Origin of the sequence: Streptomyces sp. HNM0574 (assembly GCF_012726235.1) — a bacterium.
In the GTDB taxonomy this organism is placed as follows: domain Bacteria; phylum Actinomycetota; class Actinomycetes; order Streptomycetales; family Streptomycetaceae; genus Streptomyces.
Genome location: NZ_JAASAH010000007.1, coordinates 188,874 through 205,329, shown reverse-complemented (window position 1 = coordinate 205,329; position 16,456 = coordinate 188,874). Strand labels below are relative to the sequence as shown.

At 73.7% G+C, this 16,456-nt stretch carries 15 protein-coding genes; 14 read left to right on the top strand and 1 reads right to left on the bottom strand.

Features of this window, described 5'->3' with window-relative positions; all coding sequences use genetic code 11:
- Nucleotides 1-39 precede the first annotated feature (39 nt).
- Together clpB and HCC30_RS15180 are read left to right on the top strand one after the other, a co-directional pair.
- Nucleotides 40-2,655: an ATP-dependent chaperone ClpB gene (gene clpB / locus HCC30_RS15185; protein ID WP_169443047.1), complete on the top strand. Its 2,616-nt coding sequence runs from the start codon at nucleotides 40-42 to the stop codon at nucleotides 2,653-2,655.
- Between the two features lie 264 nt (nucleotides 2,656-2,919).
- Nucleotides 2,920-3,504, top strand: a complete 585-nt coding sequence (locus HCC30_RS15180) for a YbjN domain-containing protein (RefSeq protein ID WP_169443046.1) — start codon at nucleotides 2,920-2,922, stop codon at nucleotides 3,502-3,504.
- 74 nt (nucleotides 3,505-3,578) lie between these two features.
- Here HCC30_RS15180 and HCC30_RS15175 read toward each other — a convergent pair whose 3' ends face one another.
- On the bottom strand, nucleotides 3,579-4,787 hold the full coding sequence (locus tag HCC30_RS15175) for a pyridoxal phosphate-dependent aminotransferase (protein ID WP_169443045.1): 1,209 nt from the start codon (nucleotides 4,785-4,787) through the stop codon (nucleotides 3,579-3,581).
- Between the two features lie 155 nt (nucleotides 4,788-4,942).
- Here HCC30_RS15175 and HCC30_RS15170 point away from each other — a divergent pair, with 155 nt between their 5' ends.
- The 12 genes from HCC30_RS15170 to HCC30_RS15115 all read left to right on the top strand — a co-directional run bounded on the left by HCC30_RS15170 (nucleotide 4,943) and on the right by HCC30_RS15115 (nucleotide 16,449).
- Nucleotides 4,943-5,173: a hypothetical protein gene (locus tag HCC30_RS15170; RefSeq protein WP_169443044.1), complete on the top strand. Its 231-nt coding sequence runs from the start codon at nucleotides 4,943-4,945 to the stop codon at nucleotides 5,171-5,173.
- A 428-nt stretch (nucleotides 5,174-5,601) separates the two neighbouring features.
- Complete coding sequence (locus HCC30_RS15165; RefSeq protein ID WP_169443043.1) at nucleotides 5,602-6,153, top strand: DUF2617 family protein; 552 nt, start codon at nucleotides 5,602-5,604, stop codon at nucleotides 6,151-6,153.
- A gap of 146 nt (nucleotides 6,154-6,299) precedes the next feature.
- On the top strand, nucleotides 6,300-8,051 hold the full coding sequence (locus tag HCC30_RS15160; protein WP_169443042.1) for a polyamine aminopropyltransferase: 1,752 nt from the start codon (nucleotides 6,300-6,302) through the stop codon (nucleotides 8,049-8,051).
- 125 nt (nucleotides 8,052-8,176) lie between these two features.
- Nucleotides 8,177-9,367 carry an SRPBCC domain-containing protein gene (locus HCC30_RS15155; RefSeq protein WP_169443041.1) on the top strand — a complete coding sequence of 397 codons (1,191 nt, stop codon included), beginning with the start codon at nucleotides 8,177-8,179 and terminating at the stop codon, nucleotides 9,365-9,367.
- Between the two features lie 133 nt (nucleotides 9,368-9,500).
- Complete coding sequence (locus HCC30_RS15150; protein WP_169443040.1) at nucleotides 9,501-10,319, top strand: aldose 1-epimerase; 819 nt, start codon at nucleotides 9,501-9,503, stop codon at nucleotides 10,317-10,319.
- Between the two features lie 23 nt (nucleotides 10,320-10,342).
- Entirely contained in the window at nucleotides 10,343-10,897 is a 555-nt protein-coding gene (gene pyrE, locus HCC30_RS15145) for an orotate phosphoribosyltransferase (protein WP_169443039.1), read from the top strand.
- A gap of 243 nt (nucleotides 10,898-11,140) precedes the next feature.
- Nucleotides 11,141-12,163: a class II fructose-bisphosphate aldolase gene (gene fbaA, locus HCC30_RS15140; RefSeq protein ID WP_169443038.1), complete on the top strand. Its 1,023-nt coding sequence runs from the start codon at nucleotides 11,141-11,143 to the stop codon at nucleotides 12,161-12,163.
- Between the two features lie 123 nt (nucleotides 12,164-12,286).
- Nucleotides 12,287-12,700, top strand: a complete 414-nt coding sequence (locus tag HCC30_RS15135) for a DUF3151 domain-containing protein (RefSeq protein WP_169443037.1) — start codon at nucleotides 12,287-12,289, stop codon at nucleotides 12,698-12,700.
- A gap of 230 nt (nucleotides 12,701-12,930) precedes the next feature.
- A complete protein-coding gene (locus HCC30_RS15130; RefSeq protein WP_169443036.1) occupies nucleotides 12,931-13,788 on the top strand; it encodes a tryptophan 2,3-dioxygenase family protein in 858 nt (285 codons plus the stop codon).
- A complete protein-coding gene (gene kynU / locus HCC30_RS15125) occupies nucleotides 13,781-15,043 on the top strand; it encodes a kynureninase (RefSeq protein ID WP_169443035.1) in 1,263 nt (420 codons plus the stop codon). The genes HCC30_RS15130 and kynU overlap by 8 nt, the downstream gene beginning before the upstream one ends.
- Before the next feature lie 146 nt (nucleotides 15,044-15,189).
- Nucleotides 15,190-15,882, top strand: coding sequence for an alpha/beta hydrolase (locus HCC30_RS15120; RefSeq protein WP_169443034.1), 693 nt, complete (start codon nucleotides 15,190-15,192; stop codon nucleotides 15,880-15,882).
- Nucleotides 15,883-15,990: 108 nt separating this feature from the next.
- Nucleotides 15,991-16,449, top strand: coding sequence for a hypothetical protein (locus HCC30_RS15115; protein WP_169443033.1), 459 nt, complete (start codon nucleotides 15,991-15,993; stop codon nucleotides 16,447-16,449).
- Nucleotides 16,450-16,456 lie beyond the last annotated feature (7 nt).

Sequence of the window (16,456 nt, the reverse complement as noted above, 5' to 3'; positions counted from 1 at the left end):
CACCCGAGACGCACGCGAGCACAGGAGGAGCCAAGAGCAGTGGACGCCGAGCTGACCAACAAGAGCCGGGACGCGATCAGCGCCGCCAACAGCCGTGCCGTCACCGGCGGACACCCCGACATCACCCCGGCACACCTGCTCCTCGCCCTGCTGGAGGGCGAGGAGAACGAGAACATCCAGGACCTGCTCGCGGCCGTCGAGGCCGACCAGGCGGCCCTGCGCTCCGAGGCCGAGCGCCAGCTCGCCGCGCTGCCCAGCGTCCAGGGCTCCACCGTCGGCAAGCCCGAGCCGGACCGCGATCTGCTCGCCGTCATCGCCGACGCGGCGCAGCGCGCCAAGGACCTCGGCGACGCCTACGTCTCCACCGAGCACCTGCTCATCGGCATCGCCGCCAAGGGCGGGGCCACCGGCGAGCTGCTGAAGAAGAACGGCGCGAGCGACAAGAAGCTGCTGGAGGCGTTCTCCAGCTCCCGCGGCAGCCGGCGCGTGACCAACCCCGACCCCGAGGGCAGCTACAAGGCGCTGGAGAAGTTCGGCACCGACCTGACGGCCTCGGCCCGCGAGGGCAGGCTCGACCCGGTCATCGGCCGCGACCAGGAGATCCGCCGCGTCGTCCAGGTCCTCTCCCGGCGTACGAAGAACAACCCGGTGCTGATCGGCGAGCCCGGCGTCGGCAAGACCGCCGTCGTCGAGGGGCTGGCCCAGCGGATCGTGAAGGGCGACGTGCCCGAGTCGCTGCGCAACAAGCGGCTGGTCGCGCTCGACCTGGGCGCGATGGTCGCGGGCGCGAAGTACCGGGGCGAGTTCGAGGAGCGGCTGAAGACCGTCCTGGCCGAGATCAAGGAGAGCGACGGCCAGGTCATCACCTTCATCGACGAGCTGCACACCGTCGTCGGCGCGGGCGCCGGCGGCGACTCCGCGATGGACGCGGGCAACATGCTCAAGCCGATGCTGGCCCGCGGCGAGCTGCGGATGGTCGGCGCGACGACGCTGGACGAGTACCGCGAGCGGATCGAGAAGGACGCGGCGCTGGAGCGGCGCTTCCAGCAGGTGCTGGTCGCCGAGCCCACCGTCGAGGACTCGATCGCGATCCTGCGCGGGCTCAAGGGCCGCTACGAGGCGCACCACAAGGTGCAGATCGCGGACAGCGCGCTGGTCGCCGCCGCGTCCCTCTCCGACCGGTACATCACCTCCCGCTTCCTGCCCGACAAGGCCATCGACCTGGTGGACGAGGCCGCGTCCCGGCTGCGCATGGAGATCGACTCCTCGCCCGTCGAGATCGACGAACTCCAGCGCTCCGTCGACCGGTTGCGGATGGAGGAGCTGGCCCTCGCCAACGAGACCGACCCCGGCTCCGTCGCCCGGCTGGAGCGGCTGCGCCGCGAACTCGCCGACCGCGAGGAGGAGTTGCGCGGCCTCACCGCGCGCTGGGAGAAGGAGAAGAAGGGTCTCAACCGGGTCGGCGAGCTGAAGGAGAAGCTCGACGAGCTGCGCGGCCAGGCCGAACGCGCCCAGCGCGAGGGCGACTTCGGTGCCGCGTCCAAGCTGCTGTACGGCGAGATCCCGGCGCTGGAACGGGAGTTGGAGGAGGCCTCGGCCGCCGAGGAGGAGGCCGCCGCCTCGGAGGAGTCCGGCGAGCGGAAGCAGACCATGGTCAAGGAGGAGGTCGCCTCCGACGACATCGCCGACGTCGTCGCCTCCTGGACGGGCATCCCCGCCGGCCGCCTGCTGGAGGGCGAGACGCAGAAGCTGCTGCGCATGGAGGACGAGCTGGGCAAGCGGCTGATCGGCCAGACCGAGGCCGTACGCGCCGTCTCGGACGCGGTGCGGCGCACCCGCGCCGGGATCGCCGACCCCGACCGCCCCACCGGCTCCTTCCTCTTCCTCGGCCCCACCGGCGTCGGCAAGACCGAACTCGCCAAGGCGCTCGCCGACTTCCTCTTCGACGACGAACGCGCCATGGTCCGCATCGACATGAGCGAGTACGGCGAGAAGCACTCCGTCGCCCGCCTCGTCGGCGCCCCGCCCGGGTACGTCGGCTACGAGGAGGGCGGCCAGCTGACGGAGGCCGTACGCCGCCGCCCGTACAGCGTCGTCCTGCTGGACGAGGTGGAGAAGGCGCACCACGACGTCTTCGACATCCTGCTCCAGGTGCTCGACGACGGGCGGCTCACGGACGGTCAGGGCCGGACGGTCGACTTCCGCAACACCATCCTCATCCTCACCTCCAACCTCGGCAGCCAGTACCTGACGGACCCGCTGTCGAAGCCGGAGGAGAAGCGGGAGAAGGTGCTCACGGCCGTGCGCGGCGCGTTCCGGCCCGAGTTCCTCAACCGGCTCGACGACCTCGTCGTCTTCTCCGCGCTGAGCGGCGAGGAGCTCGCCGAGATCGCCCGGCTCCAGATCGACAGCCTCCAGCGGCGGCTCTCCGACCGGCGCCTCACGCTCGACGTCACCCCCGCCGCGCTCCAGTGGCTCGCGACGGAGGGCAACGACCCGGCGTACGGCGCCCGTCCCCTCCGCCGCCTCGCCCAGACCGCCATCGGCGACCAGCTGGCCCGCGAGATCCTCGCGGGCGAGATCCGCGACGGCGACACGGTCCGCGTCGACCACGTCGAGGGCTGGGACGGCCTCACGGTGGGCGTCGCGCCCTAAGGGGGCGCGGGGAACTGCGCGACAAACCACGGCGTACGGGGTGGCCCGGTGACGACATCGGGCACCCCGCGCCGGGGCGGGCCCTGCGCCTGAGGCGCAGTTCTCCCAAGCGGGGGCGGGCCCGAAAAGGGGCGCGGGGAACTGCGCAAACCCCGGGCCACGACGGCGCCGCACCCCGCGACGCACAAGACGGGGCACCCCGAGCCGGCAAGCGCACCCCGCCGGGGCAAGCGCACCGCGTGAGGTTGCGGGAGGCGGGGCGGGATGGGGGAGGATGGCGGAATTCCATACGAAGGGAAATCCACGGTGAGCATCGACCCGTCCTCGATCCCGAACTTCGGGGGCCAGCAGCCCGACCCGCAGGAATCCGGCGCTCCGACCGGACCTGTGATCCCCGACCAGGACCTGGTGAAGCAGCTCCTGGACCAGATGGAGCTGAAGTACGTCGTCGACGACGAGGGTGACCTCGCGGCGCCGTGGGAGGAGTTCCGGACCTATTTCATGTTCCGGGGCGAGGAGGAGCAGCAGGTCTTCTCCGTCCGGACGTTCTACGACCGTCCGCACTCGATCGAGGACAAGCCCAAGATCCTCGAGTCGATCGACGACTGGAACCGCCGCACCCTGTGGCCGAAGGTCTACAGCCACACGCACGACGACGGCACCGTCCGTCTGATCGGCGAGGCCCAGATGCTGATCGGTACCGGCGTCTCCCTGGAGCACTTCGTCTCCAGCACGGTCAGCTGGGTCCGCGCCTCGATCGAGTTCGACAAGTGGCTCGTCGAGCAGTTCGGCCTGGAGAAGGACGCCGACTCCGGCGACGAGGGCGAGTCCGGCACCAACGACGCCTGACTCCCCGCGTCACCACCTGTGCCCCCGCGGAGCGGAAACGCCCGGCGGGGGCACGGTTGTGTGCCGGGCCCCGGCTAGGACAGGCCGCTCTTCAGGCGCCCCACCGCGTCCCGAAGGACCTCGTCCCGCTTGCAGAAGGCGAAGCGGACGAAGGGGGCGCCCTCCCGCTCGTGGTCGTAGAAGACCTGGGTGGGGACGGCGACGACGCCGCAGCGTTCGGGCAGGCTCAGGCAGAACGCGGTGCCGTCCTCCGCGCCGAGCGGGCGGATGTCGGCGGTGACGAAGTAGGTGCCCGCGGTGCGGAAGACGCCGAAGCCCGCGTCGGCGAGGCCGCGGGTGAGCAGGTCGCGCTTGGCGCGGTGGTCCTCGCGCAGGCCGTCGAAGTGGCTGTCCGGGAGCCGGAGCGCCTCGGCGACGGCGTACTGGAAGGGGCCGGCCGAGACGAACGTCAGGTACTGCTTGGCGGAGCGCACGGCGGCGACGAGCGGCGCGGTGCCGGTGACCCAGCCGACCTTCCAGCCGGTGAAGGAGAAGGTCTTGCCCGCTGAGCCGATGGTGACGGTGCGCTCGCGCATGCCGGGGAAGGACGCGAGCGGCAGGTGCTCGCCCTCGAAGACGAGGTGCTCGTAGACCTCGTCGGTGACGGCCAACAGATCGCGCTCGACGCAGAGTTCGGCGACGGCGGCGAGTTCCTCGCGGGTGAGGACGGTGCCGGTGGGGTTGTGCGGGGTGTTGAGCAGGATGAGCCGCGTGCGGTCGGTGACGGCGTCCCGCAGCTCGTCGAGGTCGAGCCGGAAGCGCCGGGTGCCGTCCGGCTCCTCGGCGGGCCGGAGCGTGACGGGGACGCGGGTGCCGCCGGCCATGGCGACGGCCGCCGCGTACGAGTCGTAGTACGGCTCCAGGGCGATCACCTCGTCGCCGGGCTCGACCAGCGCGAGCAGCGAGGCGGCGATCGCCTCGGTCGCGCCGGCGGTGACGAGCACCTCGGTGTCCGGGTCGACGGTCCGGCCGTAAAAGCGCTGCTGGTGCTCGGCGACCGCCTCGCGCAGCTCGGGGACGCCGGGCCCGGGCGGGTACTGGTTGCCGTGCCCGTCGCGCAGCGCCCGTACGGCGGCCTCGCGCACGGACTCGGGACCGTCGGTGTCGGGGAAGCCCTGGCCGAGGTTGACGGCGCCGGTGCGGACGGCCAGCGCCGACATCTCGGCGAAGATCGTCGTGCCGAACTCGGCCAGCCGCCGGTTGAGCAGCGGGCGGGTGTCCTGCGCGTATGTCATGGCGGTCATCCTCCGGGAAGCTCTGGTCTTCCTCAACTCTGCTTTTGAGCCTCCGGAGAGGGGGCAGGAGCGGCCTTGGCACCGGGCGTCCGTACGGGGCGGACGCCGTCGCCGCGGCTCCGGCCGGGCGGCGCGGGGTGCCGTGGAACGGAGGGGGAAGCCTCATGGAGGTATTCGTGATCGTGCTCGTCGTCGTGGGCGTCATCGGGCTCTTCGCCGCGATGTCCAAGGGCAGCGGCGGCGGTGGCGGCGGCTCCACCTCGGGCGGCGGCTCCTGGTGGGCCGGCGGCGGTGACAGCAGCGGCGGCGGCTGCGGCAGCTCGTCCTCCTGCGGCGGAGGCGGCGGCGGGGGCGGCGGCTGCGGTGGTGGCGGCGGCGGTGGCGGCGGCGCCTGACCCGCGCCGGAAGGGGGCGCGGGGGACTGCGGGAGGGGCCACGAGGGTGCCGCACCCGGCGACGTACGGGAAGGGCACCCCGTGTCCGGAACGCGCACCCCGCGCGCCCCGCGCACGGCTTCGGGAACCGGTGTGTCCCCGGGGCATGTGACCCTGGCCCAAGACGCCCCGCGCGCCCCCGTGTTGGGCGTGTGAGCACTCTGAATCCCTTGAGGCGGGCGGGAGTTGAACAACTGAACTGTTCGGCCCCCGGGGGGATGTAAACCGGGTGATGATGGGCGAAAACCCAGCGACGCCCCGCGTTCCGTGATTCGGTGAACTCGTATTCCGGACCCGATGTGGGCCACGAGCCGGTGGCCGCCGCCCCTGTCCTGCACGGCCGGGCGCGGACCGGCTCACCCCTCCACTGCGTGCTGCGGAGCCGAGCCATGCTCACCACACTCAAGACCGCCTACACCGACACCCGCGCGGGCCACCTGGCCTGGGCCCTGGGGCGTGAACCGCTCCCGGCCCTCGCGCGGCTCGATCTGGAACTCGGGGGCGCCAGCGTCCAGTTGAGGCTGCTGGGCGCCTCCCACCAGGTGCTGATCGAAGAGGACAACGGCACCTGTTCCGAGACCGTGGCCTGCATTCCCGGCAGCGCCACCCCACTGCCCCTGGGCGTCTCCGAGCGGATCGGGGACTGGGAGTACGAATTCGCCGCCCGCGTCGAGGAGTTGTCCGAGGGCTCCTTCGCCGGGCGGGCCCAGGAGCTGATCGCGCTGGTCGCCGAGCACCCGTACGGACTCGTCGGGACCTTCCCCGGCGATCCGCACGCGTTCACCGCGCTGCTCGCGCAGCGGCAGGGCGGCCAGGTGCACTGGCGCACCTGGCACTCGTACCCGCAGGAGCGCCGCCTGGTCACCACCCGCACCCGCGCGGGGCTGCGCCGCTCCCGGCCCCAGCGCCCGGCCGGTGACGAACGGGTCGCGCTCGCCTGAGCGGCGCCGCGTCCGCCGGACGGGCGGGCGGGGCGGGGAAGTTGACGGGAGGGGGTCCGTGTCCTGGGTGTCCTCCCGTCGTCCCGGCCCGAGATCACACGTGTGGGTGACCTGGCGTGCCGGGGTGGTCACGTAGCGTGCTGCGGATGACCGACCGTGCCGAGTCCGCCGACCGCGCCCACCGCACCGAGGCGGCGGAACTGCCGGGCCCCCGGGCCCCGTTGCCGGTTCCGGCGCCGCTCGGACGCGGGCTCGTCCTCGGTTCCGTCTTCGTCTGCGCCGCCTGCGGCCTGGTCTACGAACTCGAACTCGTCGCGCTGGCCACCTACTTGAGCGGCGACTCCGTCACCCAGGCATCCGTCGTGCTCTCCGTCATGGTCTTCGCCATGGGCGTCGGCTCGCTGCTGGCGAAGCGCCTGCGCTGCCGCGCCGCGGCCGGCTTCGGACTGGTCGAGGCGCTGCTCGCGCTGATCGGCGGCGGCTCGGCGATGGCCCTGTACGCGAGCTTCGCCTGGCTGGGCTCGTCCCAAGCGGTTCTGGTGGGCTTCTCGTTCGTCATCGGCGTGCTGATCGGCGCCGAGATGCCGCTGCTGATGACGCTGATCCAGCGCATCCGCAGCCAGGACGCGGGCGGCGCCGTCGCCGACCTCTTCGCCGCCGACTACGTGGGCGGCCTGGTCGGCGGCCTGATGTTCCCCTTCCTGCTCCTCCCCCTCTTCGGCCAGCTCACCGGCGCGCTGGTCACCGGCGTGGTGAACGTGGCCGCGGGCGGCGTCATCGTGCTGTGGCTCTTCGGCCGGGACCTCGCGCGCCGCACCCGCCTCCTCGTCCTCGCCGTCACCGTCGCGGTGCTGGCACTGCTGCTGGTGGGCACGGCCGTCGTCGGCCCGTTCGAGGAGGCGGCCCGGCGCGCGGTCTACGGCGGCACGGTCCGGGTCGCGCTGCGCACGGACGTGCAGGAGGTGATCGTCACGGGCTCGGCGGACCCGGAGGGCTACGGCGAGGCGGGCCACGGACAACTGGAGTACTTCCTCGACGGCAGGCTCCGCCTCCGCTCCGGCGACGAGGCCCGCTACCACGAGTCGCTGGTCCACCCGGCGATGGACGCGGGCCCGCGCACCCGCGTCCTGGTCCTCGGCGGCGGCGACGGCATGGCCTTGCGCGAGGTGCTCCGCCACCCGGACGTCGCCCGCGTCGACGTCGTCGAACTCGACGCCGCCGTAACGGAGTTGGCCCGCACCGACCCGGGCCTGAGCCGCCTGAACGACCACGCCTTCGACGACCCCCGGGTACGGCTGCACACGGCGGACGCCTTCGACTGGCTCCGCGCCCGGGTCGCCGCGGCGCAGGAACGGTTCGACGTGGTGGTTTCCGATCTGCCCGACCCGGCGGTCTCCACCGGCTCCAAGCTCTACTCGCAGGAGTTCTACGGCCTCGCCGCCCGCGCCCTCGCCCCCGACGGCCGCCTCGCCGCCCACGTCGGCGCCGCCGGGGCAGGCGCCCAGGACTACTGGACGGCCGAGGCGACCATGCGCGCCGCCGGCCTGAGCACCGAGCCCTACGTCGTCGCCAGCGGCCCCGGCTACCACGCGGGCCCCGACCGCGACCGCGCCCACGAACCCGGCCCGCACCGCGCCGAGGCCGCCGAGGCCGACCCCGACTGGGGCTTCCTCCTCGCCCGCCACGCCCCGGCGGACCGGGAGCGCGCCGCGGAGCCGGCCGGGCCCACCACGCTGCGGACCGCGCGCACCCCCGCGTCCGGCCCCCGCCCGGCCCGGCTGTCCCGGCTGCGCGCCGTCACGGCCTCGGAGCTGGCCGCGGGCCGGGCACGCGCCGAGCGCGCTCGCGTCCCCGGCCTCCCGCCGTCCTCCCTGACCCACCCCCGCTACGGCGGCTGACTCGCCCGTACGGCCGCGCCCGGGTCGCGCCACGGGCCGCGCGGTGCATCGGGCGAGGGAACGCCACGCGGGGAACCGGGGACGACCCCTCACAGGTGCGGGGTGTGGTGGGTAGGCTCCGGCCTATGGAGCACGAGGTGTACGTTCCGTTTCCCGTTGGCCAGGTCAGGGCGGCACTGACCGACCGAGAACGCCTGGTCCGCTGCGTTCCCGGCCTGCAACTCGACGCCGGTGACGGCCGGAGCGCGTCCGGGCCCGGCTCGCTGAGCGGACGGCTGCGGGTCCGCGTCGGCAGCTCCAGCATCACCTACCGCGGCAGCCTCACGGTCACGCCCGAGGGCGACGGCATCGCCGTCGAGGGCAGCGGCACCGAGGTCCGCGGCACCGGCTCGGCGACGCTGAAGCTCACCGTCGTCCCCCGCCTCCCGCAGGACGGCGAGGGCACCCGGCTCGTCTTCGCGGGCACGGTGAGCGGCGACGGGCGGCTGGCCGAGTTCGAGGAGAAGCCCGCGACCTCCGCCGCGAAGCGCGTGCTCGACCGCTTCACCACGGCCTTCGTCGACACCCTCCGCGAACAGCCCCCCGAGCCCGGCGCCCCCGCGCCGCACGAGGCCGCGGCCGAAGGCGTCGCCGAGGTCGCCCCCGGCATCGGCGACCCGGACGACAACGAACCCGCCATCCCCGGCATCCCCGGCCCCGAGAAGGGCAGCCCGGAAAGCCCGTCCGGCGGCGCGCGGGACGCGGAGCCGGACGGCACGGACGAGGAGGAGGCCCCGGCCGACGCCTCGGCCGAAACCCCGGCCGACACCTCGGCCGAACATGAGGCCCCCGCCCCGCCCGCCGACGACGCCCCCGGCACCGACTCCCCGCTCGGCGAGGCCGGGACGCCCCCGCAGGCCGAGGACACCACCGGCGACCACCCGGCCGAGGACGCCGCCGACGAGGACACCCCGCCCGGCCCGGACAAGCCGAGCGTCTTCGACACGGAGATCCCGCCCTCCTCCCTCGACCCGCTGGAGGACGGCCTCGACGAGCCCGGCGCCGAGGGGCCCGGCGAGCCGGGCCGGGCCGGTGAGGGGCTCAACGGCGCCTCCCCGTCCGAGGGTTCGACCGCCGAGGCCGCGCACGCCCGGCGCACGATGATCGGGCGCAGTGCCGAGGAGGTCGACCACGCCCCGCCGCGCGGCCGGTACGCGCCCGTCCCCTCGCCCGAGCCCGCCGACGCGGCCGCGACCCTGCGCTGGGCGGCCCCGGCCGCGGCCGTGGTCGTCGCCGGCGCGGTCGTCCTCGGCCGGGCCCTGCGCCGCCGCCGCTGAACGCACCCGAAGGCGCCCGTCACCCCTCCGGTGGCGGGCGCCTTCGCGTACGCGGGGGCGGGCTCGCGGGTGGTGCGGTGCGGGCGTGCGGCGTTGTGCGGTGCGACCCCCGCTCGGCGGTTAAAGTCGCGTCATGACGCATTCCTCCACCCCCGCCGGAGGCGTGACGCTCCGCGCCGGAGACACCGAACTCACCCTCGAACCCCAGCACGGCTGCCGGATCGCCTCGCTGCGCGTACGCGGCACGGAACTGCTGCGCCAGGGCGGGAAGTACGGCTCGTTCGTGATGGCCCCCTGGTGCGGCCGCACGGACCAGGGCCGCTTCCGCAGTGGCGGAGACCTGTACCAACTCCCCATCGACAGCGGCCCGCACGCCATCCACGGCACCGTGCGGCACGCCGCCTGGCGGACGGCCCGCAGCGACGAGCGGTCCGCCGCCTTCACCTACGACCTGACCGACCCGTGGCCCTGGGAGGGCCGGGTCACCCAGGTCGCCGAACTGGCGGAGGACGGCAGCGGCGTCACCCTGAGCCTGTCGGTCGAGACCTTCGACGACTCGTTCCCCGCCCAGGCCGGCTGGCACCCCTGGTTCCTCCGGAACCTCGGGCAGGGCGGCAAGGACGTGACGATCGACTTCGCGCCCGAGTGGCAGGAGGAGCGCGGCGAGGACCACCTCCCCACCGGCAAGCGCATCACCCCGCGCCCCGGCCCGTGGGACGACTGCTTCGGCATGCCGGAGGGCGTGGACGTCACGCTCACCTGGCCGGGCGAGCTGGAGGTGAAGGTCGGCAGCCGCGCCGAGTGGGTCGTGGTCTACGACGAGCAGCCGGAGGGCGTCTGCGTCGAGCCGCAGTCCGGGCCGCCGAACGGGCTGAACACCCACCCCGGCCTCGTCACGCCCATAGACCCCCTGGAGATCTCCACCACCTGGACCTGGCGCTCGCTCGCCTGAGCCCCCGCATAGGGTTTTCTCCCATGACAGACGCAACAGACTCCGGGGCCCGCGCCGCGCTGCTTGAGCAGATCAAGGACAAGGCCGTCGTCCACGGCAAGGTGACCCTCTCCTCCGGCAAGGAGGCCGACTTCTACGTCGACCTGCGCCGGATCACCCTCGACGGCGAGTCCGCACCGCTCGCCGGACAGGTCATGCTCGACGCGACGGCCGGCCTGGAGTACGACGCCGTGGGCGGGCTGACCCTCGGCGCCGACCCCGTCGCGACCTCGATGATGCACGCGGCCGCGGCGCGCGGCCGGCGGCTGGACGCGTTCGTGGTCCGCAAGGCGGGCAAGGCGCACGGCCTCCAGCGGCGCATCGAGGGCCCGGACATCGCGGGCCGCCGGGTGCTGATCGTCGAGGACACCTCGACCACCGGCAACTCCCCGCTGACCGCCGTCGAGGCGGCGCGCGAGGCGGGCGCCGAGGTCGTGGCCGTCGCGACGATCGTCGAGCGCGGCGCCGCCGAGGCGATGGCCCGCGAAGGCCTCACCTACGTCCACGCCTACGAGCTCGCCGACCTCGGCCTCGCCTGACCCGGGCCCCGGCCCGCGCCCCCTTCGGACCGCCGTCCTTCCCGTCCGCTCCGCACCGCGAGCGGACGGGGCAGGGCGGCGGTCGTTGCGTGTTCCACGTGAAACAGCCGGGCCCCGGGTGCTCCTGGGCCCGGAGCACGGGAGGGCGTCTGGGAAGATGGAACGGACGATGACGTCGTTCCGTTGAGCTGAATCCGAAGCCGATACCGAAGCCGAACCCGCACAAATCCAAGGAGCGGACAGATGCCCATCGCAACCCCCGAGGTCTACACCGAGATGCTCGACCGGGCGAAGGCAGGCAAGTTCGCCTACCCCGCCATCAACGTCACCTCGACGCAGACGCTGCACGCCGCGCTCCGCGGTTTCGCCGAGGCGGAGAGCGACGGCATCATCCAGATCTCGACGGGTGGTGCGGAGTTCCTGGGCGGCCAGTACAGCAAGGACATGGTCAGCGGTGCGGTGGCGCTGGCGGAGTTCGCGCACATCGTCGCGAAGAAGTACCCGGTCAACATCGCGCTGCACACCGACCACTGCCCCAAGGACAAGCTGGACGGCTACGTCCGTCCGCTGCTGGCGGTCTCCAAGGAGCGCGTGGACGCCGGGCAGAACCCGCTCTTCCAGTCGCACATGTGGGACGGCTCGGCGGAGAACCTCAAGGACAACCTTGAGATCGGCCAGGAGCTGCTCGCCCGGGCCGCCGCCGCGAAGATCATCCTCGAGGTCGAGATCACCCCGACCGGCGGCGAGGAGGACGGCGTCACGCACGAGATCAACGACGAGCTGTACACCACCGTCGACGACGCCATCCGCACCGCCGAGGCGCTCGGCCTGGGCGAGAAGGGCCGGTACCTGCTGGCCGCCTCCTTCGGCAACGTGCACGGTGTCTACAAGCCGGGCAACGTCGTGCTCCGCCCCGAGCTGCTGAAGGACCTCCAGGAGGGCGTCGCCGCGAAGTTCGGCCAGGCGTCCCCGTTCGACTTCGTCTTCCACGGCGGCTCCGGCTCCACGGACGAGGAGATCGCGACGGCCCTGGAGAACGGCGTCGTCAAGATGAACCTCGACACCGACACCCAGTACGCCTTCACCCGCCCCGTCGTGGACCACATGTTCCGCAACTACGACGGTGTGCTGAAGGTCGACGGCGAGGTCGGCAACAAGAAGGTCTACGACCCGCGCAGCTGGGGCAAGGCCGCCGAGAAGGGCATGGCCGAGCGCGTCCAGCAGGCCTGCGTCTCCCTGCGCTCCGCGGGCACCAAGCTGAAGTGACCCCCTGAGCCTCCCGCGCACGGGCCCGGACGCCGCACCGCGTCCGGGCCCGTACGCGTCTCCGGGCCGCCGGGGCGGGCGGTGCTTACCGTGGCGTTAGGGCGAAGAGGCAGACTGGGCACCATGGCCATTCACGAGAACCTGCTCGGGGGACCGCCCCCGACCCACCTCCCCGACGACCCGGAGCCGCGCGAGGCGCTGGCGGCCGGGACGGACCCGGCCGAGGTCGCCGGGAAGTACCCGACCTCCTCGCTCGCCTGGGCGCAGCTCGCGGACGACGCCTTCGAGGGCGGCCGGGTCGTCGAGAGCTACGCGTACGCGCGCACCGGTTACCACCGTGGCCTCGACGCGCTCCGCCGCAGCGGCTGGAAGGGGCACGGCCCCGTCCCGTTCGAGCACGAGCCGAACCGCGGCTTCCTGCGGGCGCTGCACGCGCTGGCCCGCGCCGCGCAGGCGATCGGCGAGGAGGAGGAGTACCAGCGCTGCTCCGAGTTCCTCAAGGACAGCTCGCCGACCGCGGCCGAGACCCTCGGCTGACAGGTCCGCCGGCTCCCGCGAGCCGCTGACCGGCACAGGGCTGCCCGGCATCCGTCCGGGCAGCCCTTGCGCGTGTTCGACCGTCTCGCCGATGATGCTGCGTGGGCCCGAAGATGCCGACGGCACGTGAAGATGCCGGAGAAACGCACGGGCCCGAGGGGACCGGGGCTCCACCGTCGACGGGGGAAGGAGCGGACCGCTACCCGGTAGCTCAGGTCGAGGAGACAGCGATGTCGCACACCTCTGGCGTCCAGCAGACCGGCGGTCCGGAGGCCGCCCCCCATCTGGACTTCGCCGGTACCACCCCGTACGAGGACTACGTCCAGGCGGACGTCCTCACCCACCTTCAGCACCCGCTCAGCGACGACCCGGGCGAGATGGTCTTCCTCGTCACGACGCAGGTCATGGAGCTGTGGTTCACCGTCATCGTGCACGAGTGGCACACCGCCTCCGACGCGCTGCGGCGGGACGACCTGCCGGGCGCGCTCGCGGCGCTGAAGCGTTCCACCTACGAGCTGGAGTCGCTCAACGCCTCCTGGCAGCCGCTCGCGCACCTCACGCCCGCCCAGTTCAACGCGTACCGCAGCGCGCTCGGCGAGGGGTCGGGGTTCCAGTCGGCGATGTACCGGCGGCTGGAGTTCCTGCTCGGGGAGAAGTCGGCGTCCATGCTCGTGCCGCACCGCGGGGTGCCGCGGGTGCACGCCGAGCTGGAGAAGGCGCTGCACGAGCCGAGCCTCTACGACGAGGTGCTGCGCTTCCTCGCCCGCCGCGGCGAGAGCGTTCCGGAACGGGTGCTGCGGCGCGACGTCGCCCAGAAGTACGAGCCCGACCCCGAGGTCGAGGCCGTCTGGGCGGACGTCTACCGGCGGGCGGCCGAGGAACCGGAAGGCGAGGCCGTACGGCTCGGCGAGGCGCTGACCGAGGTCGCCGAGCTGGTGTGGCGATGGCGGAACGATCATCTCGTCGCCACCCGGCGGGCCATGGGCTCCAAGGTCGGAACCGGCGGCTCCGCCGGCGTCGCGTGGCTGGAGAAGCGCGCCGCGAAGAATGTCTTCCCCGAGCTGTGGACGGCGCGCAGCTATGTCTGAAGAGCGCGGAACCCGGGTGGAGGACGAGGCCGCGCGGCTGGACGCGGCCGACGAACTGCGCGCGCTGCGCGAGGAGTTCGTCCTGGACGGCGACGAGGACGGCACCCCGGTCGTCTATCTCGACGGCAACTCGCTGGGCGCGCTGCCGCGCTCCGTCCCGGCCCGGCTGGCGGACGTCGTCGAGCGCGAGTGGGGCCGGATGCGCATCCGGTCGTGGACGGAGTCCGGCTGGTGGGAGGCGCCCGAGCGGGTCGGGGAGCGGGTCGCGCCGCTGGTCGGCGCGGCCGCCGGGCAGGTCGTCGTCGCCGACTCGACGAGCGTCAACGTGCTGAAGGCGCTGGTCGGAGCCGTACGCCTGGCCCGTGAGGACGATCCGGGGCGCGCGGAGATCCTGGTGGACGCGACGACGTTCCCCTCCGACGGGTACATCGCCGAGTCCGCGGCGCGGCTCACCGGCGCCCGGCTGCGCGCCGTCCCGGCGGGCGAGATCGCCGGGGAGGCCGGTCCGGCGACGGCCGCCGCGCTGGTCAACCACGTCGACTACCGCACCGGCGAGCTGCACGACCTGCCCGGCATCACCGCGGCCCTGCACCGCGCGGGTGCCCGCGCCGTCTGGGACCTGTGCCACAGCGCGGGCGCGCTGCCGGTCGGGCTGGACGCCTCGGGCGCGGACTTCGCCGTGGGCTGCACGTACAAGTACCTCAACGGCGGTCCCGGGTCGCCGGCGTTCCTCTACGTGCGCCGTGACCTCCAGCCGCGCTTCGACTCCCCGCTGCCCGGCTGGAATTCGCACAGCGAACCCTTCGCGATGGCGGAGGGGTACGTTCCGGCCGAGGGGATCGCGCGCGGCCGCGTCGGCACCCCGGACATCCTCTCGCTGCTCGCGCTGGAGGAGTCCCTCAAGGTCTGGGAACGCGTCGACGCGTACGGCGGCGCGGCCATGGTCCAGGTGCGGGAGAAGAGCCTCGCGCTGACGGACTTCTTCCTGCGCCGCGTCGAGGCGCACGTCCCGGCCGGGCGGCTGACGTCCGTGACGCCGGGGGAGCACGCGCGGCGCGGCAGCCAGGTCTCGCTGCTGTGCGCCGACGAGGACGAGGCGGGGCCGGTGATGAAGGAGCTGATCGCGCGCGGCGTCGTCGGCGACTTCCGGCACCCCGGCGTCCTCCGCTTCGGCTTCACCCCGCTCTACACCTCCTTCGCCGACGTCGAGGCGGCGGCCCGGGTGCTGGGCGAGGTGCTGCGCGAGCGGCCCTGACGCGTGGTGAACGGAGGCCGGGGCCGGCGCCCCGGCCTCCGGCGCCGCGTACGCCGGGCCGCGGCGGGGCAGGTCTGTGATCGTCAACCCGCATACGGCGGGCGCGAGTTGAACGGGGTACACGTGGTGAACGAGGGGAGCGGGGCGTGAACGAGCAGACCCGGGGGCCGGACCGTACGGTGCGCTACGGCGACCACCCGTCCCAGGTCGTCGACCTGTACGAGGGCGCGGGCACGGGCCCGCAGGTCACCGTGCTGCACGGCGGCTACTGGCGGGAGCGGTACGACCGCGGCTACCTCGCCCCGTTCGCGGTCGCGCTGGCGGAGGCCGGGGCGCGGGTCGCGCTCGTCGAGTACCGGCGCGCGGGCGGGGGCGGCGGCTGGCCGGCGACGGGGGAGGACGTCGACGCGGCGCTCGACGCGCTCGGCGCCGCCCCGAACGTGCTGCTCGGCCACTCGGCGGGCGGGCACCTCGCGCTGTGCGCGGCGGCCCGGCGGGAGCACGCGGCCGGGCGGGTGATCGCCGTCGCGCCCGTCGCCGATCTGCGGCGGGCGCACGAACTGCGGCTCAGCGACGGGGCGGTGGCCGAGTTCCTCGGCGGCGAGGAGCGCGTCGCGGACCTGCTGCCGGAGGCCGACCCCATGCGTCTCCTCCCCCGCGTCCCCGTCGAGATCCTGCACGGCACCGCCGACGAGGACGTCCCCCTCGACCTCTCCCGCCGCTACACCAACAACTGGGGCACCCGCCTCCACCTCCTCCCCGGCATCGACCACTTCACGATGTTCCACCCGCACACGGCCCCGTACGGCGTCCTCGTGGACGCGATCTGGAACGGGTGAGCCCGCCGCTGTCCTTCCGCGTGGCCCCCGCTCCGGGTGGTGATGCGCGGCAGCTGGAGATCCGGGCGGCCGGTGACGGGCGGGTTCCCGCCCGGGTGCCTGCGGGCCGTGGCCGAGGACGGCGTCGGGCCCGCTCAACCAGGCCGTCCCGTACGGGACTTCGTGCTGGAGGGGCCCGGCGGGGAGCCGCTGGCGTGGATCGGGTTCCGGCCGGGGCGGGTGCTGCCGTGGCCGCGGCGGAAGCGGTGGACGGTGCGGTTGGCGTCCGGGGCGAGGTACGTGGGGCGCTCGGGGACCTGGTACGCGTGGCTGTGGTGCGTGCTGCTGTTTCCGGTCTGGGCCCCGCTCTGGCTCGTGCTGTCCGTCGCCTCCTGGTGGGAGGGCGGGACGCTGGACGGGGCCGGAAAGCCCGGCCGTGTGCGGTGGTTCGGCAGCGGTCCCGGGACCGGGTCGGGCTGGGTGATGGACCGTCGCGACGCGTCCGGATTCCGGTTCCGGCCACGGCGGTTGGACGCACGCGTCGCCTACGGGCTCGCGCTCGCCACCGAGTGGAGTGAGTCTTCCTGACGGCCCC